The sequence below is a fragment of the Planococcus sp. PAMC 21323 genome (assembly GCF_000785555.1).
GTDB lineage: Bacteria > Bacillota > Bacilli > Bacillales_A > Planococcaceae > Planococcus.
This window is the reverse complement of sequence record NZ_CP009129.1, coordinates 751,760-777,395: the sequence shown is the minus strand read 5'-3', so window position 1 is coordinate 777,395 and position 25,636 is coordinate 751,760. Positions and strand designations below refer to the sequence as shown.

Annotated in this window: 22 protein-coding genes; all 22 read right to left on the bottom strand. The window is 40.9% G+C overall.

Annotated features, from left to right (window positions below; genetic code table 11):
- Nucleotides 1-60: 60 nt before the first annotated feature.
- Nucleotides 61-630 (bottom strand): thioredoxin family protein, encoded by a 570-nt coding sequence (locus PLANO_RS03840; protein ID WP_038703159.1) that lies wholly within the window; start codon nucleotides 628-630, stop codon nucleotides 61-63.
- A gap of 409 nt (nucleotides 631-1,039) precedes the next feature.
- Nucleotides 1,040-2,470, bottom strand: coding sequence for an Asp-tRNA(Asn)/Glu-tRNA(Gln) amidotransferase subunit GatB (gene gatB / locus PLANO_RS03835; RefSeq protein ID WP_038703157.1), 1,431 nt, complete (start codon nucleotides 2,468-2,470; stop codon nucleotides 1,040-1,042).
- Nucleotides 2,467-3,936, bottom strand: a complete 1,470-nt coding sequence (gatA, locus tag PLANO_RS03830; RefSeq protein WP_038703155.1) for an Asp-tRNA(Asn)/Glu-tRNA(Gln) amidotransferase subunit GatA — start codon at nucleotides 3,934-3,936, stop codon at nucleotides 2,467-2,469. The genes gatB and gatA overlap by 4 nt, the downstream gene beginning before the upstream one ends.
- A gap of 18 nt (nucleotides 3,937-3,954) precedes the next feature.
- Nucleotides 3,955-4,245 (bottom strand): Asp-tRNA(Asn)/Glu-tRNA(Gln) amidotransferase subunit GatC, encoded by a 291-nt coding sequence (gatC, locus tag PLANO_RS03825; protein WP_038703153.1) that lies wholly within the window; start codon nucleotides 4,243-4,245, stop codon nucleotides 3,955-3,957.
- A 102-nt stretch (nucleotides 4,246-4,347) separates the two neighbouring features.
- Nucleotides 4,348-5,478 carry a CamS family sex pheromone protein gene (locus tag PLANO_RS03820; protein ID WP_038703151.1) on the bottom strand — a complete coding sequence of 377 codons (1,131 nt, stop codon included), beginning with the start codon at nucleotides 5,476-5,478 and terminating at the stop codon, nucleotides 4,348-4,350.
- A 12-nt stretch (nucleotides 5,479-5,490) separates the two neighbouring features.
- Nucleotides 5,491-7,497, bottom strand: a complete 2,007-nt coding sequence (gene ligA / locus PLANO_RS03815) for an NAD-dependent DNA ligase LigA (protein ID WP_038703149.1) — start codon at nucleotides 7,495-7,497, stop codon at nucleotides 5,491-5,493.
- Nucleotides 7,498-7,512: 15 nt separating this feature from the next.
- The gene (gene pcrA, locus PLANO_RS03810) at nucleotides 7,513-9,726 is read right to left on the bottom strand and encodes a DNA helicase PcrA (protein WP_038703147.1); all 2,214 of its coding nucleotides are present in this window, start codon (nucleotides 9,724-9,726) and stop codon (nucleotides 7,513-7,515) included.
- A 40-nt stretch (nucleotides 9,727-9,766) separates the two neighbouring features.
- Complete coding sequence (locus tag PLANO_RS03805; RefSeq protein WP_038703145.1) at nucleotides 9,767-10,459, bottom strand: heptaprenylglyceryl phosphate synthase; 693 nt, start codon at nucleotides 10,457-10,459, stop codon at nucleotides 9,767-9,769.
- A 76-nt stretch (nucleotides 10,460-10,535) separates the two neighbouring features.
- On the bottom strand, nucleotides 10,536-10,856 hold the full coding sequence (locus tag PLANO_RS03800) for a YerC/YecD family TrpR-related protein (protein ID WP_038703143.1): 321 nt from the start codon (nucleotides 10,854-10,856) through the stop codon (nucleotides 10,536-10,538).
- A 32-nt stretch (nucleotides 10,857-10,888) separates the two neighbouring features.
- On the bottom strand, nucleotides 10,889-11,920 hold the full coding sequence (locus PLANO_RS03795) for a DUF3048 domain-containing protein (RefSeq protein ID WP_038703141.1): 1,032 nt from the start codon (nucleotides 11,918-11,920) through the stop codon (nucleotides 10,889-10,891).
- Between the two features lie 5 nt (nucleotides 11,921-11,925).
- Nucleotides 11,926-13,656 (bottom strand): adenine deaminase C-terminal domain-containing protein, encoded by a 1,731-nt coding sequence (locus PLANO_RS03790; protein WP_038703139.1) that lies wholly within the window; start codon nucleotides 13,654-13,656, stop codon nucleotides 11,926-11,928.
- A gap of 143 nt (nucleotides 13,657-13,799) precedes the next feature.
- On the bottom strand, nucleotides 13,800-14,393 hold the full coding sequence (locus PLANO_RS03785) for a GNAT family N-acetyltransferase (protein WP_038703137.1): 594 nt from the start codon (nucleotides 14,391-14,393) through the stop codon (nucleotides 13,800-13,802).
- Between the two features lie 194 nt (nucleotides 14,394-14,587).
- Nucleotides 14,588-15,838, bottom strand: coding sequence for a phosphoribosylamine--glycine ligase (gene purD, locus PLANO_RS03780; RefSeq protein WP_038703135.1), 1,251 nt, complete (start codon nucleotides 15,836-15,838; stop codon nucleotides 14,588-14,590).
- 16 nt (nucleotides 15,839-15,854) lie between these two features.
- On the bottom strand, nucleotides 15,855-17,390 hold the full coding sequence (purH, locus tag PLANO_RS03775; RefSeq protein ID WP_038703133.1) for a bifunctional phosphoribosylaminoimidazolecarboxamide formyltransferase/IMP cyclohydrolase: 1,536 nt from the start codon (nucleotides 17,388-17,390) through the stop codon (nucleotides 15,855-15,857).
- Nucleotides 17,391-17,422: 32 nt separating this feature from the next.
- Nucleotides 17,423-17,995: a phosphoribosylglycinamide formyltransferase gene (gene purN / locus PLANO_RS03770; protein WP_038703131.1), complete on the bottom strand. Its 573-nt coding sequence runs from the start codon at nucleotides 17,993-17,995 to the stop codon at nucleotides 17,423-17,425.
- Complete coding sequence (purM, locus tag PLANO_RS03765; RefSeq protein ID WP_038703129.1) at nucleotides 17,985-19,046, bottom strand: phosphoribosylformylglycinamidine cyclo-ligase; 1,062 nt, start codon at nucleotides 19,044-19,046, stop codon at nucleotides 17,985-17,987. The genes purN and purM overlap by 11 nt, the downstream gene beginning before the upstream one ends.
- A gap of 12 nt (nucleotides 19,047-19,058) precedes the next feature.
- Nucleotides 19,059-20,480, bottom strand: coding sequence for an amidophosphoribosyltransferase (gene purF / locus PLANO_RS03760; protein ID WP_038705370.1), 1,422 nt, complete (start codon nucleotides 20,478-20,480; stop codon nucleotides 19,059-19,061).
- The gene (gene purL, locus PLANO_RS03755; protein ID WP_038703127.1) at nucleotides 20,456-22,681 is read right to left on the bottom strand and encodes a phosphoribosylformylglycinamidine synthase subunit PurL; all 2,226 of its coding nucleotides are present in this window, start codon (nucleotides 22,679-22,681) and stop codon (nucleotides 20,456-20,458) included. Before purL ends, purF begins: the two co-directional genes overlap by 25 nt.
- The gene (gene purQ, locus PLANO_RS03750; RefSeq protein ID WP_038703126.1) at nucleotides 22,665-23,348 is read right to left on the bottom strand and encodes a phosphoribosylformylglycinamidine synthase subunit PurQ; all 684 of its coding nucleotides are present in this window, start codon (nucleotides 23,346-23,348) and stop codon (nucleotides 22,665-22,667) included. The genes purL and purQ overlap by 17 nt, the downstream gene beginning before the upstream one ends.
- Nucleotides 23,345-23,599, bottom strand: coding sequence for a phosphoribosylformylglycinamidine synthase subunit PurS (gene purS, locus PLANO_RS03745; RefSeq protein WP_008432191.1), 255 nt, complete (start codon nucleotides 23,597-23,599; stop codon nucleotides 23,345-23,347). The genes purQ and purS overlap by 4 nt, the downstream gene beginning before the upstream one ends.
- Nucleotides 23,596-24,312 (bottom strand): phosphoribosylaminoimidazolesuccinocarboxamide synthase, encoded by a 717-nt coding sequence (gene purC / locus PLANO_RS03740; protein ID WP_038703124.1) that lies wholly within the window; start codon nucleotides 24,310-24,312, stop codon nucleotides 23,596-23,598. The genes purS and purC overlap by 4 nt, the downstream gene beginning before the upstream one ends.
- A gap of 16 nt (nucleotides 24,313-24,328) precedes the next feature.
- Nucleotides 24,329-25,624, bottom strand: coding sequence for an adenylosuccinate lyase (gene purB, locus PLANO_RS03735; RefSeq protein ID WP_038703122.1), 1,296 nt, complete (start codon nucleotides 25,622-25,624; stop codon nucleotides 24,329-24,331).
- Nucleotides 25,625-25,636 lie beyond the last annotated feature (12 nt).

Below are 25,636 nucleotides of genomic sequence, written 5' to 3'. Positions count from 1 at the left end.
GTAAAAATGACTTTAACACATTTCTTGCTTCAAATACTCATAGATTTCTCGATAACGCGTTCATTTGCTTGATGCTAATGCTGTGTGGAAGACTTGACGTAATTCTTCATAAACCACATGCCAAAAATCATCATTATAAACAAAACCATCCAAAATTTCACCAGTAACCGTTTTCTCATGCAAGTTGAATTGCGGATTTTCTTTTTCAGGAAGAACTGATTTCTTCTGATCAACAAATTCCTGAACTTTTAGAGCTCTAGGTCCCCACTCTCCAATAACATGTCCACTTTCAGAAAGCACAATGTATTTCGGAATTGAGCGTTCATCATTCGTTAAATAACGATCCATCAATTCCAAATTATCATCACGATATATGCAATGAACAGCTATATCAGCTGCATCTGCAATTTTCCGCAAAATTGCATTGTTCATCATTGCATCACCGCTCCAGTCTTCAGTGATTACTAATACGTGTGGCTTTTTATCTTTTAGTAAAGCTAGGAATTCCGGATCTTTCGGTAGCTCAAACTTTTCATAGATGCTATAAGACTTATGTTGATTCGACTCCATTTGAGCCATATAGCTATCCAAACTAATGCCTTTTTCAAAGTATTGCTGCTCCGTCATCATACCATCACGCCTCCCTTTTCCTACTTTGCCACGAAGTTTAAGTTCTTTCTGAAAAGCAGAAGTTGCTCTATTTAAAATTAGCTATAGAGGTACAGTCACTGAATAACAAAGCACATGCTTTTGACCTAAATTCTTCTTTAATACCAGTTTACTGTTATGTAGCAAAGTCTTCAAGGCTGAGATGCAGATATTGCCATTACAGCAATATCACCATTGATAGAAGATAACCCTATCGTTCACTTAAATGACGTTCTCTCCTCAAATTTAGTTCCATTAATTCACTGTTTAAACCTTAACTCCTAAAACTATAAGATATAGACTCCAATCACTCTCCAACACCGCTTTGGGCATAGCTCATAAAAAAAGATGGCCCATATTGGACCACCCTTGTATACCATTCAATTAGAATTTATCGTTTTGCAATTTCTTCAAGAAGAATTTTATTAAGCAATGGCGGATTTGCTTGCCCTTTTGTTTGCTTCATGATTTGCCCAACAAGGAAACCAATTGCACGATCTTTACCGTTTTTATAGTCTTCAATCGATTGTGGATTATTATCAAGAGCTGCTGTGACAAATTCACGCAATGTGTTTTCATCTGAGATTTGAACAAGTCCTTTAGCTTTGACAATATCGTTCGCGTCGCCGCCTTTTTCAATCAATTCTTTAAAGACTTTTTTTGCGATTTTAGACGAAATTGTACCGTCTGAAATCAGTTTGATCATGCCTGCCAAACCTTCAGGAGTTAACGCCGTATCTGAAAGCTCTTTTTGCTCTGCATTTAAATAAGCCGAAACCTCGCCCATCAACCAGTTAGATGCAAGTTTTGCATCAGCACCAGCAGTAACTGTTGCTTCGAAGAAATCAGAAATTGGTTTTGCCAATGTTAACACCATTGCATCATACGAAGACAAGCCAAGCTCTGATACATAACGCGCTTTTCGTGCATCCGGTAACTCTGGAATTTCAGAGCGAACACGTTCAAGCCATGCATCATCAATGACGATGTCTACTAAGTCTGGCTCTGGGAAGTAACGATAATCGTCAGATCCTTCTTTGACACGCATCAACAATGTTTTACCTGTTGACTCGTCGTAACGACGTGTTTCTTGTTCGATAATTCCACCAGACAATAACACTTGTTCTTGACGAACTTGTTCGTGTTCAATCCCTTTACGAACAAAGTTGAACGAGTTTAAGTTTTTCAATTCTGTCTTTGTACCGAATTGTTCTTGGCCAAACGGACGAAGCGAAATGTTGGCGTCGCAACGTAACGACCCCTCTTCCATACGAACATCAGAAACGCCGGTATATTGGATAATCGCTTTGATTTTTTCCAAATACGCGTACGCTTCATCTGCAGTACGGATATCTGGTTCCGAAACGATTTCGATCAATGGTGTTCCTTGGCGGTTATAATCGACTAGTGAATAGCCTTTGTCTGTATGGGTCAATTTCCCAGCGTCTTCTTCCATGTGAAGACGTGTGATGCCGATGCGTTTTTTCTCGCCTTTTACTTCGATTTCAATCCAACCATGCTCACCAATCGGCTGATCAAATTGTGAAATTTGATAAGCTTTCGGGTTATCTGGATAAAAATAGTTTTTACGATCAAATTTCGTGTGACGCGTAATTTCACAGTTTAATGCAAGCGCCGCTCTCATTGCCCAGTCTACTGCTGTTTTGTTGACGACTGGCAGTACGCCCGGGTAACCAAGATCGATTACGTTTGTGTTAGTGTTTGGTTCAGCACCAAAGTGAGCCGGTGCTGGAGAAAACATTTTCGATTCTGTTTTTAATTCGACGTGGACTTCAAGTCCAATAATTGTTTCAAAGTTCATTGTGCTGCTCCCTCCCATGTTTGAGGAGTTTTTTTATGGAAATCTGTTGCTCTTTCATAAACGTCTGCAACACGATAAACCGTTTCTTCATCAAAATGTTTTCCGATAATTTGCAAGCCTAGTGGCAAACCGTTTTCAAATCCACAAGGAATCGAAATAGCTGGTACGCCTGCCAAGTTAACTGGAATTGTTAAAATATCATTCGCATACATCGTTAATGGGTCATCAATGATTTCACCAATTTTAAATGCAGGTGTTGGCGTTGTTGGACCAATGATGACATCGTATTTTTCAAATGCGTCATCAAAATCCTTTTTAATCAACGTACGAACTTTTTGTGCTTTTTTGTAGTAAGCATCGTAATAACCTGAGCTTAGTGCATACGTTCCTAGCATGATGCGGCGTTTGACTTCATCGCCAAATCCTTCAGAGCGCGTGTTCATGTAAAATTCCAAAAGGTTTCCTGCTTTTTCAGTACGGTAGCCATAGCGAATACCGTCAAAACGGGACAAGTTTGAAGATGCTTCAGAAGAAGCGAGAATATAATAAGTTGCTAATGCGTATTTTGAATGAGGAAGTGAAATTTCTTCACAAATTGCGCCTCGCTCTTCTAATACTTTTAAAGCATCTTGAACAGCTTGTTTTGCTGCTTCGCCAACACCTTCAGCAAAATACTCTTTTGGAACACCGATGCGTAATCCTGTAATGTCGCCTGTCAATGCCGCTGTAAAATCCGGAACTTCAACGTTAGCAGAAGTTGAATCTTTGTCGTCATATCCTGAAATTGCATTTAACAAGAGTGCGTTGTCTTTTACCGTTCTTGTAATTGGACCGATTTGGTCTAACGACGAAGCATAAGCAATCAAACCAAAACGCGAAATACGTCCGTAAGTAGGCTTCATGCCAACTACACCACAAAAAGCAGCCGGTTGACGAATAGAGCCACCCGTATCTGAGCCTAACGAAAATGGTACTTGTCCTGAAGCGACTGCAGCAGCAGATCCACCTGAAGAACCACCAGGAACAGTTTCAAGATTCCACGGATTTTTTGTTTTTTTGTAATACGAGTTTTCGTTAGAAGAACCCATTGCAAATTCATCCATATTTAATTTGCCGACTGTTATCATTCCGGCTTCTTTTAATTTATCTACAACCGTTGCATTATAGATAGGATTGAATCCTTCTAAAATACGACTAGAAGCTGTTGTTTCTAGTCCTTCTGTTACGATATTGTCTTTTACTCCGATTGGCAAACCAAATAATGGTCCACGCTCAGCAAAAGGCACGCTATCCATTTCTACAGCCTGTTGTGTTGCGCGCTCTTTATTTAACGCAAGAAATGCATCGACTTTCGGCTCAAGCGCTTCAATGCGATCGAATGCTTTTTCGGTCATCTCCACAATTGTCGTTTCTTTTGTATGTATCATTTCTTGCAATTGTGCAGCTGTTTTTTCTACAAATGACATTTTGTTTCCTCCTTTCGACTATTCTAAAATTGTTGGGACTTTTACTTGTCCACCTTCATGTTCTTTTACGTTTTTCATAACCAAGTCACGATCTAATCCAGGGATGGATTTATCTTCGCGCAATACGTTGACCATCTGCAATACATGCGTCGTCGGTTCAACATTGTCCGTATCCAATTCACTTAACAATTCCATTGCGTTCGTAATTGCTTCTAATTGGTCTGCAAAATGTATTGCTTCTTCATCAGTAATTGCGAGTCTCGCCAAATGAGCGACTTCAATTACTTCTTCTTTTGTTATTTTCGCCATTTTTCTACACCTCCGGATTCAGTAAACATACGCTATATCATACCATTTTTCTAAAAAAATGAATAGGGACAGCCGCATGGCTATCCCTGTTTTCAGTCGAGATTATTCATAAATGTGAACAAAGGGGTCAGTTTCTCCAGGTTTTTTCAAAATTAATGCTTCTGGACCATTGGTTGAGGTGACACTCACTTCGATTAATACACTTTCAGGAAAATGTTCCATAACCAAACCGGTTACATATTGAGTAAAACCAATCACTTCGGATACTCCATAAAATTGAATTGGAATTTCAACTTTCAACTCTTTTAATTCATTTTCTTGATAAAAGCCAGTACCGATTACACTGGTGTAATTTGAAAAGTAAATTTCAACATCTTGTTTGAAATTCCGAAATGCCGTATCGATATCTCGATAACTATCATTGCTGCCAGACGTAGGGAATAGTACGTAATCTTCGTTTACCTGATTCCAGCTCGCAACGGCATTTTTCCCACCTGGTGCAGCACCTGATGAGAAGTAAGTGCCTGGAACCATCGAACTACCTGCATTTTGTTTAAAAAGCCCTACAACGATCGGCACATCGGCTAAACCTTCTTTTTCACGCAAGCGTTTGACAATCTCGTCCGCCATCCGTTTGCCTTCTTTTTCAATTTGCGCCTGTGGTATTTCTTCTTCGTAGGAAATGCCGTTTTCGCTACCAGAGTATGTTGAGTTTAATGCAAGTCCTATCGAGATACCACCTAGACGGATTGTATCTTCATCTGTTTTCACTAAATAATTTTGCTCAATCACATGAGCTAATATTTCGGCGGGGGGAAGCTCTCCTGCTTCTTTTTGCTCTTTTGTGCGCTCATCTGCAAGATTCAATCCAGCTGGATTATCCGCACTCTTGCTTCTTAACCAAGAAGTTACGTCTTCATCGGTAATTTTTTGTCCTTCTTGGAAATAATAATCATCCGGTGAAAATTGTTTTTGTGACAAACGGAGTAAACCATTTTCTGTTTCAGCAATATCATACCGGGAGTTTAGGCGGTTGACGATTTTTCCTCTTGTTGCGCTAGCTTTATATGGCAAAAGTGTACGGTAAAACTGATCATCCAATTGCATGCTCGGGATAATCGCCGTCTCTACTTCTTCTTTTTCATTGACCACTTCTGTTTTCTCATCTGTTTTCGAAGGAACACAGCCCGATAACAACAGCAAACTGATTGGAATCCACCATATGCGTTTCATGTTAAAATCCCCTTATTTATTCAATTCCTCAACGAGACGTTGTTCGTCCCAAATTTCTACTTTGAGCTCACGCGCTTTATCGAGTTTAGAGCCTGCTTCTTCACCAGCAATTAACAAGTCCGTTTTTTTGCTGACACTGCCTGTTAGTTTTCCACCAAGCGCTTCAATTTGAGCACTGGCTTCTTGACGAGTCATTTGTTCTAGTTTACCTGTTAAGACAATTTTCTTACCTGCAAACGCATTTGCGCCTTCTTCAATGCGTACTCGTGTGCCCGTATACGATAAATTGACGTCTGCTTTACGTAAACGTTCCACTAATGCACGAACTTCTTCATTATCAAAATACATCACAATCGAATCCGCCATTTTATCGCCAATTTCATGTATTTCGACTAATTCTTCTTTTGATGCAGCGATTAGCTGTTCCAGTGTTCCAAAATACTCAGATAAAATACGGGCACCTCTCTCACCTACATGACGAATACCAAGACCAAACAATAATTTCTCCATTGAATTGTTTCTGGATGCATCAATTGCTGCAACTAAATTTGAAGCTGACTTTTCCCCCATGCGATCTAATTCTAATAATTGTTCTTTTGTTAGTTTGTAAATATCTGAAATGTCGTGGACCAAACCTTCTCGGTACAATTGCTCAATCACTTTTTCACCAAGTCCATCGATATTCATCGCATTACGTGATACAAAGTGAATGAGTCCTTCTGTAATTTGAGCGGGACATTGCGGATTAACACAACGAAGAGCCACTTCACCTTCGATTCGCACCAATTCGCTATCACACGCAGGACAATGAGTCGGCATCTCAAAAGCTAGCTCTTCTCCTGTGCGTTGGTCGAGTATGACCGAAACGACTTCCGGAATAATATCTCCTGCTTTTCGAATAATGACTTTGTCTCCAATACGAATATCTTTTTCTTTGATCAAGTCTTCGTTGTGCAAAGAAGCCCTTTGTACTGTAGTTCCTGCAACTGACACGGGGTCGAGTATCGCAGTCGGTGTGACAACTCCGGTTCGCCCAACACTCAATTCAATATCTCGTACAGTCGTCATTACTTCTTCAGCTGGAAATTTATAAGCGGTTGCCCATTTCGGACTTTTCGCTGTAAACCCTAGTTCTTGTTGATACAAAAACTGATTGACTTTAATGACGATGCCATCAATTTCATACGGCAAGTCGTTTCTTTTTTCAGTCCATTTTTCGATATAGGCCAATACTTCTTCAACCGTCGTACAAACTTGTCGTTGTGTATTCGTTTTAAATCCAAGTTCTGCTAGATAATGGAGCGACTCATCATGATATGATAAATTATAGGTTTCTCCATCGCCACCAATTCCATATATAAAAACATCCAAATTACGACTTGCTGCAATTTTCGGATCTAATTGACGAAGTGATCCTGCTGCTGCATTACGCGGGTTAGCAAATAACTCTTCGCCTTGCTCCCCTCGCTGCTCATTTAACGCGTGGAACGAGCTTTTAGGCATGAATACCTCTCCACGTACTTCAAGCGTCACAGCGTCTTTAAGCTTTAATGGAATTGCACGGATCGTTCTTAAATTGACTGTGATATCTTCTCCAACGCGACCATCTCCGCGTGTTGCGCCTTTAACAAACTTACCATCCTCATATAAAAGAGAAACAGCTAATCCATCAATTTTCAGCTCACAAACATATTCGACTTTGTCACCTGCACCGCCTCGCACACGTTTATCAAACTCGCGCAAATCTTCTTCGCCAAAAACATTGGATAAACTGAGCATTGGACGTTCATGCGTAACTTTGTCAACAGTTGAAAGTGGGGATCCCCCTACACGTTGAGTTGGTGAATCTGGAAAAACCAAATCAGGGTAAAGTGTTTCTAAGTCGATTAATTCATTGAGCAATTGATCATATATCGCATCCGGAACAGCTGGCTTATCGAGTACGTAATAAGCATGACCATAGTTCCGAAGCATTTCATTTAATTCATTTACACGTTGTTCCGCTTTTATACGATCCATCTAGTTTCCTCCCGATTATACTTTTTCAATCGGCGCAAATTTAGCCAATAACCGTTTAATACCTACCGGGCTCGGGAACGCAATATCAAGTTCCGTTTGTTCGCCTTCGCCTTTAACGCTAACAACCGTTCCAGTCCCCCATTTTTTGTGCGCCGCTTTATCGCCTGTTTTCCAACCTAATTTTTCACTGCCCGACTGATTATAGCTAGGACGTGTTACGGCTGGACGTTTTGGTACCTGTCGATAACTTGTTGCAGCACCCGCACGGTGGTGAGCGCGGGTTTGTTCAATCAGGTCTTCTGAAATCTCCGAAATAAACCGAGATGGCATATTGAAATTACTTTTCCCGAACAATGTGCGTGAAGACGCATGCGTCAAATACAAACGCTGTTCTGCTCGCGTGATTCCAACATAAGCAAGACGACGTTCTTCCTCTAACTCTTCGTCATCATTATTCGATCGTGAATGCGGGAAGACGTTTTCTTCTAACCCAATGATGAAGACAACAGGAAATTCCAAGCCTTTTGCTGCGTGCATTGTCATTAAAATAATTGGGCCATCTGCATCTTCTTCGTCATCTAAAGAATCGATATCCGAAATCAATGCCAAATCAGTCAAGAAAGCGACTAATGACTTATCATCGCTCTGCTTTTCGAAAGCTTTTGTAACTGACAAGAATTCATCCAAATTTTCTAGACGACTTTCGCCTTCAATGGTTTTATCGTTTTGCAACATTTGACGGTAGCCTGACTTTTTCAGCACTTCTTCAACCAATTCCGTAACTGACAAATACTCTTGCATTTGAGTAAAGCTTGCCATCATGTTGCGGAATTCTAAAGCCGTTTGCGCTGTTTTTGGTGTTAATCCCATAAAATCAGCTTCTTGTAACGCGTCCATAATGGTTCGGTCTTGCTCAATTGCAAAACGCGCCATTTTCTCAAAAGAAGTCGCGCCAATTCCACGCTTTGGTTCATTAATGACACGGGCTAAAGACAAATCATCGTCGTTATTAGCAATCAAACGCAAATATGCCAATAAGTCTTTAATTTCTTTCCGATCATAGAATTTTGTACCACCAACAATCGTGTAAGACATATTCGATTTAACGAACATTTCCTCCATGATTCGCGATTGTGCATTCGTGCGGTAAAGAATCGCAAAATCTGAAGTTTTATAGTTTTCCTCATCCATTAGTTTTTGAATCGTTTGAACCACAAACTGTGCTTCTTGACGTTCATCTCCGGCTTTATGCAAAGTAATGGCCGCACCCTCATCATTGTCAGTACGCAATTCTTTTGGATAGCGACTTGTATTTTTCTGAATCACATCGTTAGCTGCCTGCAATATTCGTTTTGTCGAACGATAGTTTTGTTCGAGCATAATGACTTTCGCATTTGGATAATCTTTCTCAAATGACAAGATATTCGTAATATCTGCCCCGCGCCAGCGATAAATCGACTGATCCGAATCGCCAACTACACAAATATTTTTAAACTTGCTCGCTAATTTCTGTACCAGTTGATATTGAGCATTGTTCGTATCTTGATATTCATCTACGTGAATATAATGGAATTTGTTTTGATAATACTCTAAAACTTCAGGAACGGTGTTGAATAAATTCAAGGTCGTCATGATTAAGTCATCAAAATCAAGTGATTGGTTTTTCTTTAAACGCTTCTCGTAAGCTGTATAAACGTCCGAGACTGTTTTCTCGTACGGATTAAATTGATTCATGTCTGCTGCAAATTGAGCAGCATCAATACATTCGTTTTTAGATGATGAGATCGCGTTTAACATCGTTCTTGGTTCATATTTTTTAGGATCTAAGTTTTGTTGTTTCAAGACATTTTTAATAACCGTTAATTGATCCGTTGTATCCAAAATCGAGAAGTTTTTAGACATGCCTAATTTGTCAATATCCCGTCTTAAAATACGCACACACATTGAGTGGAATGTAGATGCCCACATACGCTGTCCTGTGCCGTGACCTAATAATCCATCTATTCGGTTACGCATTTCACGTGCAGCTTTATTGGTAAATGTAATGGCTAAAATATTTGATGGGTATACTTGTTTTTCCAGCACCAAATAAGCAATCCGGTGTGTCAGCACACGCGTTTTACCTGATCCTGCACCTGCCATAATAAGTAACGGGCCCTCAGTCGTTTTGACTGCTTCCGCTTGTTCCGGGTTCATCCCGTTTAATAAGTTTTTTGTTATTAATTCCATTGTGCACCACCTCGAACATTCGTTCTTATTAGTATAACGATTAACCAGCCGTTTCCGCAACTGCCTCTACGGTTTCAATCGCTTTCTCGATATTTTCATAAATAATATTGCCAACAACTATGGTATCTGCAAAAGTTAATGCTTTTCTCGCCGTATCCGCCGAGTTGATACCTCCACCATAAAACAAGCGGGTTTCCGTCAGAACGCTTTTTACTTTTTTAACGAGTCCCATATCCCCGAACACGCCACTATACTCCATATAAAAAATAGGCAAACGAAAGAAATGTTCTGCTAAACGCGCATAGGCTAACACATCTTCTGCCTTCAAATCTGTTTTTGCTTCAGTTAATTTTGCAGCTTTACAATCGGCATTCAAAATACAATAACCTTCTGGAACTAATTCATCCCAGTCTAAAAACTCTCCATATTCACGAATGGCTTGATGATGAAGTCCTTTTACCCACAGTGGATTGTTACTGTTTAAAACTGTCGGGATAAAATAATAGTCAAAACCCAGAGCTACAGAATCGATCGTGGAAACTTCTAACACCATAGGCAGCTGATAACGCTGTACACGTTCAGCTAAATAGAGGACATTGTCGAGTGTGACATTATCACTGCCCCCAATCAAGATGGCATCAGTCCCGGATTTACAAATTCGTTCCAAATGTTCATCCCTGATTTCTTTTGCTGGATCTAATTTAAAGACATGTTGCCATGTTTTGAAATCCATCTCTATATCACCTAACTTCATCTCAATTATCATCTATTTAGTATAACAAAAAAACCGAACAGAGTCGGTTCTCTGTTCAGTCTTTTGGCAATTCAAAAGGTTTTTCATCTGGATAAAGGCGCTCTAACATGCCATCATAAGCATCATTGCCATAGTTCAAGCACCGGCGCACACGAGAAATCGTAGCCGTACTGGCACCTGTTTCATTTTTTATTTTTTCGTATGTTTTTTTCATACGAAGCATATGTGCCACTTCTAATCGCTGAGACATCGATTGGATTTCACTAATGGTGCATAAATCATCGAAGAAACGATAGGCTTCTTCCTTATCTTTTAAGGCCAAAACTGCTTGGATTAACTGGTCTGTTTGATGGCCTCTAATTTTATCAACTTGCATGCAGCTTCCTCATCCTTTCATTGCAACAATCATCATGATGTATAGCTAACGGATTGCTCGATTCCTGGAGTAGCAGGGACAATATGAATCCAAGTTTTCCCTGGCATCAATTTTACCACTTCTCCATCCTGAAACGGAACTAACATTCCATTAATCGACTTCCATTCTATTTCACGAACCCCACCCGCTTGAAATAACAGAGCCGCTCCGCCACTAGATAAATCTATGGACTGACGCCCTTTGGAATCGATTGTCTCATGTTGTGCTTCGAAAACTAAAACGTTTGAGACCGTTATGGTTTCACTAGTTTCTTTGTCTACGGTTGGCACTCCACCAGACGCACGACTGTAAAGCTTTGACTGGCTATCATAAGTATAGGCATTTAAAAACAGCTTATTTGTCCCATACGCCACTTTTATCGAAAGAGCCTGTTCTTCAAGTTTATCATTTTCTGACGAGTCATAGAAATAATAAGGTGATTGCCCTCTATATTCTGTGAAAGCTCCGATATCATTCATAGCTTTTTCGATATTAGACATGGTGATATAAGAATTGTGCGGGGCCACTCGGTCAAAAGAACGCTGAAACAGAGTGCCGTCATGCTGAATGCCGTTGACGTGATCAACCTTTCCAGAATCGAGCATTTCCTTAGCGTCTGGACTATAACCATGAGCCACAAAAAAAGCGTCATAGGCTGTGGCAAGCTCAACAAAATAATCGCGAGCACTGCGTATTGGACCGACCTTATTAGGGAATTCGCTTTGATACAATGCAACAAATCGTGTGATATTAAATTCGGCAATCATTTCAAAAACGATATCTGCCTCGGCTAATCCCGTTTGTGGACGGGCATCTGGGTGATTATTAACGATCGCCATTACAGGTCTACCCATTGTCGTTAAATCCATCAATTCACCAGTAAATGGTGTCGTCTCTTCTACTACCTGCTGCTCTGGTGGCATGTCCGGTGTAGAAGCAGAATCGTCTTTCTTCATCAACCAAAAACCTCCGACAACAGCCACCATAACAAGTAATAGAACAAAGATGATTAGCCAATTTTTCATATCGACTACCTCATAAACGCTGGAAACAATATTTTTTTATTCATAACGTCGTAAATTCCTTTTTGAGTAACACGAACATAAGGTAAATGAGTGGCTTGTAAAAATAACAACGTATACACCGCATCCCCGTGCTTATAACCGCGTTCATGCAATGCTTTTTTCAGTGCTTGTTCTTGTACAATCAATTGGTCCATCGGCAAGTCAGACATTACGCCTCCGTAGGGCAGTGGGAGAGTTTGTATGATTTCACCATTTTCCGCAAGGATGATGCCGCCATTTAAACGTTTCATTTCATTGAAAGCTAGCCACATATCTTCACGGTTTTTCCCGATAAGGATAATATCGCCTGTACTTGTATAAGAAGAAGCAAAACCATCAAGTCCCGGCGCAAACCCTTTGATCAATGTATTCACACGCCACTTGCCATTTTTGTCGATGAGCATTAAAAAGCTTTCATCATGCGATTTTGACAAATTGGCATCATGTGTATCGATACTTACTGTATATGGTTTAGTAATTACATCATTAATCATTTCAATACCAAATGGCATCGAAAATTGGAAATCATCATCTGTCAATTCATAGTCGATATCAAGATCTGGTAAGATGGACCAATCCACATCAGGTAATGAGCGGACTTTCTTACCATCTTTCTTCAACCAAACGCCTTTCGAAATAACACCGGAAGGCATTGGATTTTCAATCGCATCCAAAATATTTAAATTCGCATAACGACCTGTCGCGATCAACCCATGCAAACTCGTTACGTTATAATAGCGAGCCACGTTATAAGAAGCCATCATGTATGCATCAATAGCTGGAACCCCTGCATCAAGCGCAATTTGAATACACCAATCCATCACACCTTCTAAATGGAAAGCCGGTGTTGAACCATCTGTCGTCATCATTAGCTTATCAAAGACATTTAACTCACGCTCTACGATTCCCTTTAATAAATTCGGAAGATCTGGGCGAATCGAAGAATGTCGAAGCGTCACACCATAACCATGAAGCAACCGCATTTCCACTTCATCCACAGTCATGGATTCGTGGTCGCCATCCGCTCCAAGAAGTCGCATACGAGCCAGTGTTTTTTCCGATGCTCCTGGGAAATGTCCTTCGATTTTCTTCAAGCCCATTTTCGCTTTTTGAATCCAATACAGCATTTGGTCATCGCCAGCCATTAACTTCGGCCAACCTGTCAATTCGCCTCCAAGTAAGACGTCTTGACGATCCAGCCACTCACCTACTGAAGTCGAAGTGAATAATTGATCTTCATTGTTCAACTCTGTCTGCGAATCAAAGCGCGTCCACCAATAAAAACTAAACGGCAATTCGGCCAATTCATCTAATAATGAAAACGCTTTCTTATTTTCAAGCGATAAAAAAAATGTTAGATTGTCGGACAAGAACATTGTCGTTCCACCTTGAGCCGCATAATCCGCAAAGCTTTGAGGATTATATAATTGGGTCGGATGAACATGAGGTTCTATGTAGCCAGGAACAATGTATTTACCTGTCATATCAGAGACTTCAGTCGCAGCATCAATTTTCGGCATTTCTTTTCCAGCATAAACAATACGATCATTTGCTATCCATATATTTCCTGTTACCCATTTTTTAAAAATCCCATGAAGATAAGTTGCATTAGTTAAAACGAGATCCGGCGCAATTTCTTTTGTTACGATTTTCAACTGATTTCGAATCTCTGTATTTTTCCATAACGGATTTACCATATGCCGGCACCTGCTTTCTACTAGTTCGATACTTAATATACTAGCATAATTATCAACTCGAACATAGATTTTCACTTTAAAAATAAGAACATTCTAATTAATTTAGACACAAAAAACCCACGCAAATGCGTGGGTTAAATCAATCAGTCATTATTAACAGGATCGCTAAATGGTTTCAACACGTCTTTCTTTTCTTCTTCTTGGAAAGTTAGAACGTCAGATACCGAATCATATGATTCTCCGTAAAACTGTTCGTCTTTGTACGTATGAATATCTTCATACATTTTCTGCATGCCTTCGAAAATCTGTTCTTCTGATTCACCACTTGGCGTCCAGTACAAAATTTCCATCGAGTTTTCTTCGCCAGTTGCAAGTGAACGACGGCAATAGCCGATTGATGAAGCATGTTCAAATCCTTCACGTGCATAAAATCGTAAACGTTTTTCTGTATCTGTATCTTCGTAATTTACCGGTTCTACTTCAAGGATAATCGGCTTGTTTTTATCTTTTAACATTTGCAAAGTCTTTCTACCAAGACCCATGCCGCGCGATTCTTTTGAAACAAATAAGTAATCAACAAATGTAAAATGTGGAAACTCTGCATACATTAACACGTGGTAAGGACCTTCATCTTTGTAGTAAACGCTGCCTTTTTCTTTTAATAAGGTATCCATATGTTCTTTCGACTTCATTTCTTCAACTGGAAAATACTGATTTAGTTTTTCATACCAATTCATAATTAATCCCCTTTCAATTTTCATTGCATATTTTTTCTGAGGTCGTAATGGGTTTACATTCTGGAGTTTAAATAGAGGTAACCGTGGGTTGTTGTAAATCCTCATATTTTGTTTTTGTCTTTAGGGCAGACAAAACAAAAATGACACAGCTTCTTGTCGAATTTGTGTCATTAATGAGTATATCATAGGTAAAATTACTTTGCACGCCATCCGATATCGGAGCGATAGAAAAAGCCGTCCCATGATAAGCTGTTTAATTGCTTATAAACCGTTTCTTGTGCCGTTTCAATCGTTGTTCCACTTGCTGAAACCAGTAAAACTCGCCCGCCATTTCCTGCATATCCACTCGCAGTTTTTTTGGTTCCTGCATGCGTAATTTCCACTTCAGAAAGCTTTGTTAAATCTGGTAAAGGAGCTCCTTTTTCAACAGTCTCTGGATAATTATCAGCTGCCACAACTACGCCAAGTACGGCTTGATCATTCCATTCCAGCTTAGCCGGCTGACCATTTAAAATAGAATCCATAAACAATCCGAAATCTGATTTCATACGTGGCAAAACAACTTGAGTTTCAGGATCGCCAAAACGCGCATTAAACTCAATTACTTTTGGACCTTTTTTTGTTAAAATAACCCCGGTGTAGAGAATGCCATTAAACGGTGTCTTTTCTGAAGCCATTGCACGGACTGCAGGTTCTACGATTTCTGCAAAAGTTTGATCAACTATCGCTTGTGAAATTTGTGGAACAGGCGAATATGCACCCATCCCCCCTGTATTCGGACCACGATCTCCGTCATAAGCACGTTTATGATCTTGCGAAATGACCATTGGATAAATTTGACCGCTATGAACAAATGACATAAACGAAAACTCTTCGCCGTCTAAAAATTCTTCAATGACCACTTTTGAACCGGATTCTCCGAACTTTTGTCCTTCTAACATGTCATTGATGGCAGCTATGGCTTCCTCTTCCGTCATTGCCACAACGACACCTTTTCCAGCTGCAAGTCCATCTGCTTTAATCACAATCGGTGCCCCGTGTTGACGGATAAATTCAATAGCTGGTGCAGTTTCTGTAAAGGTCTCATAACCTGAAGTTGGAATATCATACTTTTTCATCAACTCTTTTGCAAAAGCTTTACTGCCTTCGATTTGCGCTGCCGCTTTAGACGGACCAAAAATACGCAACCCTTCAGCTTCAAAGAAATCGACGATTCCTTGTGATAAAGGTTGTTCAGGTCCTACAAAGCTGAAATCAATTTGTTGTTGCTTTGCAAATTCTGCAAGACCAGCAAAATCCATTTCATCGATTGCAACTACTTCAGCATCCTCAAGCATTCCATCATTTCCTGGAGCTGCATAAACTTTCGTGACCGAAGCAGACTTCGAGAACTGACGCACGATGGCGTGTTCTCGCCCACCTCTTCCTATGACCAATACCTTCATCCTTGTTTCACCTCGATTAATGTTTGAAATGACGGACGCCAGTAAAGACCATAGCAATTCCGTATTCGTTCGCTTTATCGATCGAATCTTGATCTTTTTTCGAACCACCTGGTTGAATAATCGCTTTTATGCCTGCTTTCGCAGCTGCTTCTACCGTATCATTCATCGGGAAGAACGCATCTGACGCCATAACCGCGCCTTCTGCAGCTTCGCCTGCTTGATCTAACGCAATTTTAGCAGAGCCAACACGGTTCATTTGACCCGCACCGATGCCTAAAGTCATTTCCGAATTACACACAACAATAGCATTAGATTTAACGTGTTTTACAACATTCCAGCCCAGTTTCAACGCTTCAAGTTCTGCTGCTGTCGGTTGACGATCTGTAGCTACTTGAATATCCGCATCTTCGTAGCCAAAAACATCTGGTTGTTGAATTAATAATCCACCTTCTACTGTTACCGTGTTCCATTTGTCGTTAATTTTGCTGTCGAATGGAATTGTTAATAGACGGATATTTTTCTTTTGTGTCAGCAATTCAATTGCTTCTTGTGAGAAAGAAGGCGCAATAATAATTTCTAAGAAAATCGTTGCTAATTGCTTGGCTGTGTCTGCATCTACTTCTCGATTCAAGGCCACAATGCCACCAAAAATAGATGTCGAATCGGCTTCATATGCTTTACCAAACGCAGCTGCGATCGTTTCGCCTGTTCCGACACCACACGGATTCATGTGTTTAACCGCAACTGCTGCTGGCATTTTAAATTCTTTAATGATTTGAAGTGCTGCATTAGCATCTTGGATATTGTTATAAGACAATTCCTTGCCGTGCACTTGATGTGCGTTGGCAATTGAGAAACTTGAGCCAAGTGGGCTACGATAAAAAGCAGCTTTTTGATGTGGATTTTCTCCGTAACGAAGTGTTTGAGACAATTCATAAGTAAGTGTCAATTGATCCGGATATTCTTCTCCAGTCAAGTCAGTCAAGTAATTAGAGATATATGAATCATAAGCGGCTGTATGACGGAAAACTTTCGCTGCTAAGCGACGTCTTGTTTCAGGTGTTGTAGACTGTTCGTTTTGTAACTCACTCAATACTCCAGCATAATCAGCTGCATCCACGATAACCGTTACGTATGCGTGGTTTTTTGCTGCAGAACGCAACATCGTTGGTCCACCAATATCGATATTTTCGATTGCGTCATCAACTGTCACATCTGATTTTGCGATGGTTTCGCGGAACGGATATAAATTCACACAGACAATATCAATTGGGGAAATGCCGTTTTCAGCCATTTGACTTTGATGTTCGGCATCATCATGTTTAGCCAATAGTCCACCGTGTACAAGCGGATGCAAAGTTTTTACACGTCCACCTAAAATTTCTGGAAATTTCGTAACTTCGTCTACGGCTGTAATGGCTACGCCGTTTTCTTCAAGAAATTTTTTAGTGCCGCCTGTCGATAACAGTTCATAGCCCATTTTTTCCAATTCCTGTGCAAATTCCAAAATCCCTGATTTATCCGATACGCTGAGTAATGCTCTTTTTTTCACAAATAGTCCTCCTAAAGATTAAGACCGACAGTTTATCGGTCGAATAATTGCTGCAATGTTGCAGGGTATAATTCATGTTCAATCTGATGGATCTGTTGCTCGACTTCTTCGCGTCCACGACCTAGTACCGGAAAAGATTGTTGGGCAATGATGTTGCCTGTATCCATTCCAGCATCCACATAATGCACTGTGACGCCAGCGCTTTCTGCTCCTGCTGCGAGAGTTTGACCAATCGCATCTTTGCCCGGAAATGCTGGCAAAACAGAGGGGTGGATGTTCACAATGCGATTTTCATACGCTTCAAGTAAAACCGGACCAATCAAGCGCATATATCCTGCAAGAACAACCCATTCCACTCCAAGTGCTTGCAGTTTTCCCTTCAACATCTCTTCGTAAGATTGTTTTGAATCGTATTCAGAAGGAATAAAGGAAAAAGAGGCTACGCCTGCTTTTTTCGCACGTTCTAATACAAATGCTTTTGGCTTATCGGTTACAACAAGCATGAGTTCAGCCTCTAAATTACCAGCCGCAATTGCGTCTGCAATGGCTTGAAAATTAGAGCCATTGCCAGATGCAAAAACAGCAATCTTTGTTTTAGTTTTCATTCAATGTGCCATCCTGTTGACCTAGGAATTGAACACCCTGCGTGCTTGAAACACGGCCAATTTGAAAAGCTTGTTCACCATTCGCTTTAGCGGTTTCCAATACTTTTTCAGCATCTTCAGGAGCTACAGCTAGAACAAAACCAATTCCCATATTGAATACAGAATACAAGTCGCGGTCTGCCAACTCACCTTTTTCTTTCAACATTTTGAAAATGTCTAGTACGGTCCAGCTACCAAGTGAAATTTCTGCGCCTAAGCCTTCTGGCATCATCCTAGGAATGTTCTCGATAAATCCGCCACCAGTCACATGTGCCATGCCGTGAATTTCAATTTCATTGCCAATCGCAGCTACTGCTTTTGCGTAAATTTTTGTCGGGGTTAGTAAAGCATCACCAATAGGACCTAATGCCTCATAGCCTTCCACTTTTTGCTCTAGCGTAAATTGATTTTGTTCAAAGACAATTTGACGCACAAGCGAATAGCCATTTGAATGAATACCGCTAGATGCAAGTCCGATTAACACATCTCCTGCTGCGATTTTTTCGCCAGTTACAATTTTGGATTTCTCCGCAGCTCCAACCGCAAATCCAGCAATATCGTATTCATCTTCTTCATAAAGTCCTGGCATTTCTGCCGTTTCTCCGCCAATAAGTGCCGCACCCGATTGCACACAGCCATCTGCTACACCTTTAACAATTTGTTCAATTTTCTCAGGAATTGCTTTACCTACCGCAATATAATCTAAGAAAAACAATGGCTCTGCACCTTGTGCAACGATATCATTGACACACATCGCTACGCAGTCGATGCCGATTGTATCGTGACGATCTGCCATGAACGCAAGCTTTAATTTTGTCCCAACGCCATCTGTTCCAGACACAAGAACCGGTTCTTTCAAATTCAACTCAGACAAATCGAACATGCCACCAAATCCACCAAACGCACCGAGCATTCCTTTACGCGCTGTACGTTCTACATGCGATTTCATGCGGTTTACTGCTTCATAGCCAGCTTCGATATTAACGCCTGCTTTTTCATATGCTTTTGACACACCGGTTCCCCCTTATTTCACTTTTTCTTTTTCGTGCGGCAATACGGTATCGGGATAAATATTGGTCGGGTATTCTCCTGTAAAACAAGCTAAGCAATGTCCACATTTTGATCCAGGATCTGTACGTCCAATATTTTGAACCATACCGTCAACTGATAAGAATGTTAAGGAATCTGCACCAATAATTTCGCGCATTTCCTCTATTGTATTGTTAGCAGCGATGAGCTCACCTGCTGTACTAATATCAATACCATAAAAACATGGGTTTTTGATTGGCGGTGAACTAATGACCACATGTACTTCTGTCGCGCCTGCTTCTTTCAGCAAGTTAACAATGCGTCGTGAAGTTGTACCACGGACAATCGAGTCATCCACCATAATGACACGCTTACCTTTCACGACTTGACGCACTGGCGAAAGTTTCATCTTGACCCCTTGTTCGCGCAAATCTTGTGAAGGTTGGATAAACGTACGTCCGACATAACGGTTTTTAATCATGCCGAGCTCATATGGAATGCCACTTTGTTCCGAGTAGCCAATGGCAGCTGAAATACTAGAATCCGGAACACCTGTGACAACGTCCGCTTCTATTTGTACTTCTTTTGCTAATTGCACGCCTAGACGTTTTCTCGCAGCGTGAACGTTGATACCATCAATATCCGAATCGGGACGAGAAAAGTATACATATTCCATCGTACATATTGAACGCTCTTCTGGATAAGCAAAGCGTTCTGCACGCATACCATCTTTCGTAATGATTAAAAATTCGCCCGGCTCAACTGATCGAACAAATTCTGCTCCAACAATATCAAACGCACAGGTTTCAGAGGCCGTCACCCACGCATCGCCCAATTTACCAAGTGATAATGGACGCAAACCGTTTGGATCTAACGCAATATACATCGCTTCTTCCGTCAAAATCACACAAGCAAAAGCACCTTTTAATAACGATAATGCATTTTTCGCTTTTTCTTCAAACGTCGCATAGCCACTTCGTTTAATCAGGTGAGCCAATACTTCTGTATCTGAAGTTGTTTGGAAGATACTTCCTTGACGCTCTAAATGCCCTTTTAATTGTGTGGCATTAACTAAATTGCCGTTATGTGAAATTGCCAAGCTACCTGTAGTTGAATTAAAGAGGAGAGGCTGAACATTTTCAATGCCGCTGCCCCCTGCTGTTGCATAGCGAACATGCCCAATTGCGGCATGTCCTGCTATTTTCTCTATTTTTTCAGGCGTGAATACTTCACTGACCATACCTTCACCTTTTAACGGACGTAGGCCTTCTCCATCAGTTGAAACAATTCCAGCACCTTCTTGACCCCGGTGTTGTAAAGCATGCAATCCGTAATACGTCAATTGCGTCGCATTCGGATGTCCCCATATTCCAAAGACACCACATTCTTCATTTAAGCTTCTGATTTCAGCAAGCATGGGATAGCTCCTTTCCAAGCTGAGCGAAGCGTTGCGACTGATTCATTAATCCAAGTCGTACCGTCTTCACCGTTGATTACAAATTTGTCTCCCGTGACTTGGCCGATTTTCTTAGCATCTGATACGACTTTCTCGAATTGTTCTGCATTTTCTGGGCTAACCGTCACAACAAAACGTGATTGTGATTCACTGAACAATGCAGTTGTTGCAGATCCAGACAACGTAACTTCCATGCCCAGTCCATTACCAAAGGTTTTTTCAGCTAATGCGACAGCAACGCCACCTTCAGCAACGTCATGCGCGGATGCAACAAGACCTTGTTGAATCGCTGATAAAATTTCTTTTTGACGGTTTGCTTCGACTGTTAAATCGATTGCTGGTGCTTTACCAAAAATACGTCCTTCAACCATCTTCTGCAATTCACTGCCACCAAATTCTGTAAAGCTTTCACCGATCAAGTAAACAATGTCACCTTGTTTTTTAACGTCTTGTGTTGTGACATGTGCAAGGTCTTCTACAAGACCGACCATGCCAATTGTTGGTGTTGGGTAAATAGCAGTTCCGTTTGTTTCATTGTATAACGAGACGTTTCCGCCAATAACTGGAGAATCTAAGATTGTACATGCTTCAGACATACCGTCTGCTGCTTTTTCTAACTGCCAGAAGATTTCTGGTTTTTCAGGGTTACCAAAGTTTAAGCAATCCGTGATGGCAAGTGGTTTCGCACCTGATACCACAACGTTACGAGCTGCTTCTGCTACCGCAATTTTACCGCCCACTTCTGGATCTAAGTAAATATAGCGAGAGTTACAGTCCGTCGTCATTGCTAAGCCTTTGTTTGTACCGCGAACACGAACAACTGCAGCGTCCGATCCTGGGCTTACTACTGTGCTTGTACGCACTTGGTGGTCGTATTGATCATAAACCCACTCTTTAGAAGCAATCGTCGGTTGTTTCAATAAAGCTGTTAAAGTTTTATTGAAATCAGTTACTTTTGGCTCTACATTGTCCATTTGTTGGAACTCTGTAAAGTAAGCAGGTACAGCTGAAGGCTTGTGGTAAACCGGCGCATCTTCTGCAAGAGCATCAACTGGAACTTCTGCAACAATTTCACCTTTATGTTTTAAACGTAATGTCGAATCATCTGTTACCGTACCAACTGTAACCGCATCTAAACCGTACTTTTCGAACAACTCAACGATTTCATGCTCACGACCAGCTTTAACGACGATTAACATACGTTCTTGAGATTCAGAAAGCATCATTTCGTATGCTGTCATGCCTGTCTCACGCTGTGGAATGTGATCCAAATCCATTTCAATACCAGATCCTGCTTTAGAAGCCATCTCCGCTGAAGAAGAAGTCAGTCCAGCAGCACCCATATCTTGAATTCCGATTAACGCATCGGACTTGATCAATTCTAAACAAGCTTCAAGTAGAAGTTTCTCCATAAATGGATCACCAACTTGAACAGCAGGACGATTTTTATCCGAGCCATCTGTTAGTTCTTCAGAAGCAAAAGTAGCTCCGTGAATACCGTCGCGTCCTGTTTTGGCGCCGACGTACATAACCGGGTTGCCTGTACCTTTTGCAATTCCTTTTTGGATGTCTTCGTGATTGATTAAGCCAACACACATCGCGTTAACTAATGGATTGCCGTCATAACATTCATCAAATTGAATTTCTCCACCAACTGTTGGGATTCCGATACAGTTTCCGTATCCAGCAATTCCAGCAACGACTTCTTCAAACAAGTATTTCACACGTGGTGTTTTTAATTCACCAAAGCGTAATGAGTTAAGCAATGCAATTGGACGTGCGCCCATTGAAAAGACGTCACGGATAATTCCACCAACTCCAGTAGCCGCTCCTTGATAAGGTTCAATTGCAGATGGGTGGTTATGCGATTCCATTTTGAAAACGACCGCTTGTCCGTCACCGATGTCTACAATTCCAGCACCTTCACCAGGTCCTTGAAGAACACGTTCTCCTTTAGTTGGGAATTTTGCAAGGACAGGTTTCGAGTTTTTATACGAACAATGCTCAGACCACATAACCGAAAACAAGCCTGTTTCCGTGTAGTTTGGCAATCTTCCTAAAATCTTTTCAACCATTTCAAATTCCGCATCTGATAAGCCCATTTGTTGATATACTTTTTGTTCTTTTATTTGAGCAGCATTTGGTTCAAGCATGACTGACATGTGATTCCCTCCACTGTTTAACGATTGATCTAAATAAAGACAAGCCATCTTTGCCGCCGATTAATTCTGATACTGCACGTTCAGGATGCGGCATCATGCCTAGCACGTTTCCGCGTTCGTTAATGATTCCTGCAATGTTGTTTCGGCTACCGTTAAAATCATCTGCATACGTAAAGACGATTTGGTTGTTTTCTTTAAGGTGATCGTATGTCGCATCATCACAATAATAATTGCCTTCTCCATGAGCGATTGGAATTTGGATTTCTTGGCCTTGTTCATATTCGTTTGTGAACAATGTATTGTTGTTTTCTACTTTCAATCCAACAGTACGGCACATGAACTTCAAGTTCTTGTTTCGTAAAAGAACACCTGGCAAAAGCCCCGCTTCGGTTAATATTTGGAAACCATTACAGATTCCAAGAACCGGTTTTCCTGCCTCGGCTGCTTTTCTTACTTCGTCCATGACTCCAGAGAATTGGGCGATTGCGCCGCAGCGCAAGTAATCGCCGTATGAAAATCCACCTGGAAGTAAGATCCCGTCATAGCTGCTCAAATCTTTTGAGTCATGCCATACGTACTCTGCTTCTTCACCTAGCTCATCTTTAACCGCATGGTACATGTCCAAATCACAATTCGAACCTGGGAAAACAATTACTGCGAATTTCATTGCGAGACAACCTCCTCAATTTCGTAACGGTAATCCTCAATTACAGTATTAGCTAAAAGTCGATGACATAATTCATTTACCAATGAATCCACATCGCGTTCGCTGTCTTCAATAACCAATTCTAGGTATTTACCAATTCGTACGTCTGCCACTTCACCATAGCCCATTTTATGAAGAGAGCCCATAACTGCAGAACCCTGTGGGTCCAATACACTTTCACGTAATGTTACGTATACTTTTACTTTTTTCATGAGTGTTGTCCTCCTAGACGAGTTAAAATGAGTTCGTACGCTTCTGTTAAATTCCCAAGATTTCGGCGGAATACGTCTTTATCGAGTTTTTGTTTTGTTTCCATATCCCAAAGCCGGCAAGTGTCCGGCGAAATTTCATCTGCTAATAAAATTTGACCATCAGTATCACGGCCAAATTCAATTTTAAAATCAACAAGATCCACACCAATTTCTTTAAAAAAGCCGATTAAGACTTTATTAATTTCACGCGCTTTTTGCTTGAGCACCGCTACTTCTTCTGCAGTTGCCAGCTTTAGCATATCAACATGCTCATCTGTTATTAAGGGGTCGCCTAATTCATCGTCTTTCAAGTAAAACTCCACGACCGGGCGGCTAATGGCCACGCCTTCTTCAATACCAAGGCGTTTGGCCATGCTGCCGGCTGTGATGTTCCGGACCACTACTTCCAATGGAATGATGCTTACACTCTGCACCAATTGTTCATGATCAGACAATTGCTTAACGAAATGAGACGCAATGCCTGCTTCCTGCAATTTCGTGAAAATTAGTGACGTGATTTTATTGTTCAAAATGCCTTTGCCGGTAATTTCTTCTTTCTTTTCACCGTTGAAAGCCGTTGCTGAATCTTTATATTCCACCCACAAAATTCCCTGTTCATCCGTTGCATACAGGCGTTTTGCTTTACCTTCGTACAATAGCTGACCTTTTTCCATTTTCAGAAGCCCCCGTTTAGTTTAATCCAAGTCGGTTGAAAATCATGTCTACTTGTTGCAAATGGTGATTGTAATCAAAGCAATCGTCCAACTCTTCTTTAGATAGTTTAGCTGTAATCGTTTCATTCGCTTCTACAATTTTGCGGAAATGCGTTTGGTTTTCCCAAGCTTCCATCGCACATGGCTGAACCGTATCGTATGCTGCTTCACGAGCCATTCCTTTGTCGATCAAAGCCAACAACACACGCTGCGAATAAATTAATCCGAGTGTTGAATCCATATTGCGTTTCATGTTTTCAGGGAACACCGTTAAGTTTTTCACGATATTACCAAAACGATTTAACATGTAATTAAGCGCAATCGTTGCATCTGGTAAAATCACACGCTCTGCTGATGAATGCGAAATGTCGCGTTCATGCCATAAAGAAACGTTTTCGTAAGCTGTTAGCATATAACCACGGATTAAACGCGCAAGACCCGTCATGTTTTCAGAACCAATCGGGTTACGTTTATGAGGCATTGCAGAAGAACCTTTTTGACCTTTCGCGAAAAACTCTTCTACTTCGCGTGTTTCTGATTTTTGCAATCCGCGAATTTCTGTTGCGAATTTCTCGATAGACGAACCAATCAATGCCAGAACGCTTAAATACTGAGCATGACGATCACGTTGTAATGTTTGTGTTGAAATAGGTGAAGCTGCAAGGCCTAGCTCTTTGCAAACATAGGCTTCAACAAATGGATCAATATTAGCGTACGTTCCAACTGCACCAGACATTTTGCCTGTTTCAATTGAAGCTGCTGCTGCTTCGAAACGCTCTAAATTACGTTTCATTTCTTCGTGCCATAATGCTAGTTTCAAACCAAAAGTTGTTGGCTCTGCATGCACACCATGTGTACGCCCCATCATAACGGTCATTTTATGTTCTTTTGCTTTATTTGCAAGAATTTCGATAAAGTTTGTTAAATCTTTACGGATAATCACGTTTGCTTGTTTTAGCAAATAAGACAATGCTGTATCAACTACGTCTGTCGAAGTTAAGCCGTAATGAACCCATTTGCGTTCTTCGCCAAGCGTTTCAGATACAGCTCGTGTAAAAGCTACGACATCATGACGTGTTTCTTCTTCAATTTCCAAAATGCGATCTACAGAAAATGAAGCGTCTTTACGGATTTTTGCTACGTCTTCTTTTGGAATATCGCCGATTTCTGCCCAAGCTTCACATGCTAAAATTTCAACTTCTAGCCATGCATTGTATTTGTTTTCTTCTGTCCAAATTGCGCCCATTTCGGGTCTTGTGTAACGTGCGATCATAAATTAGTTCCT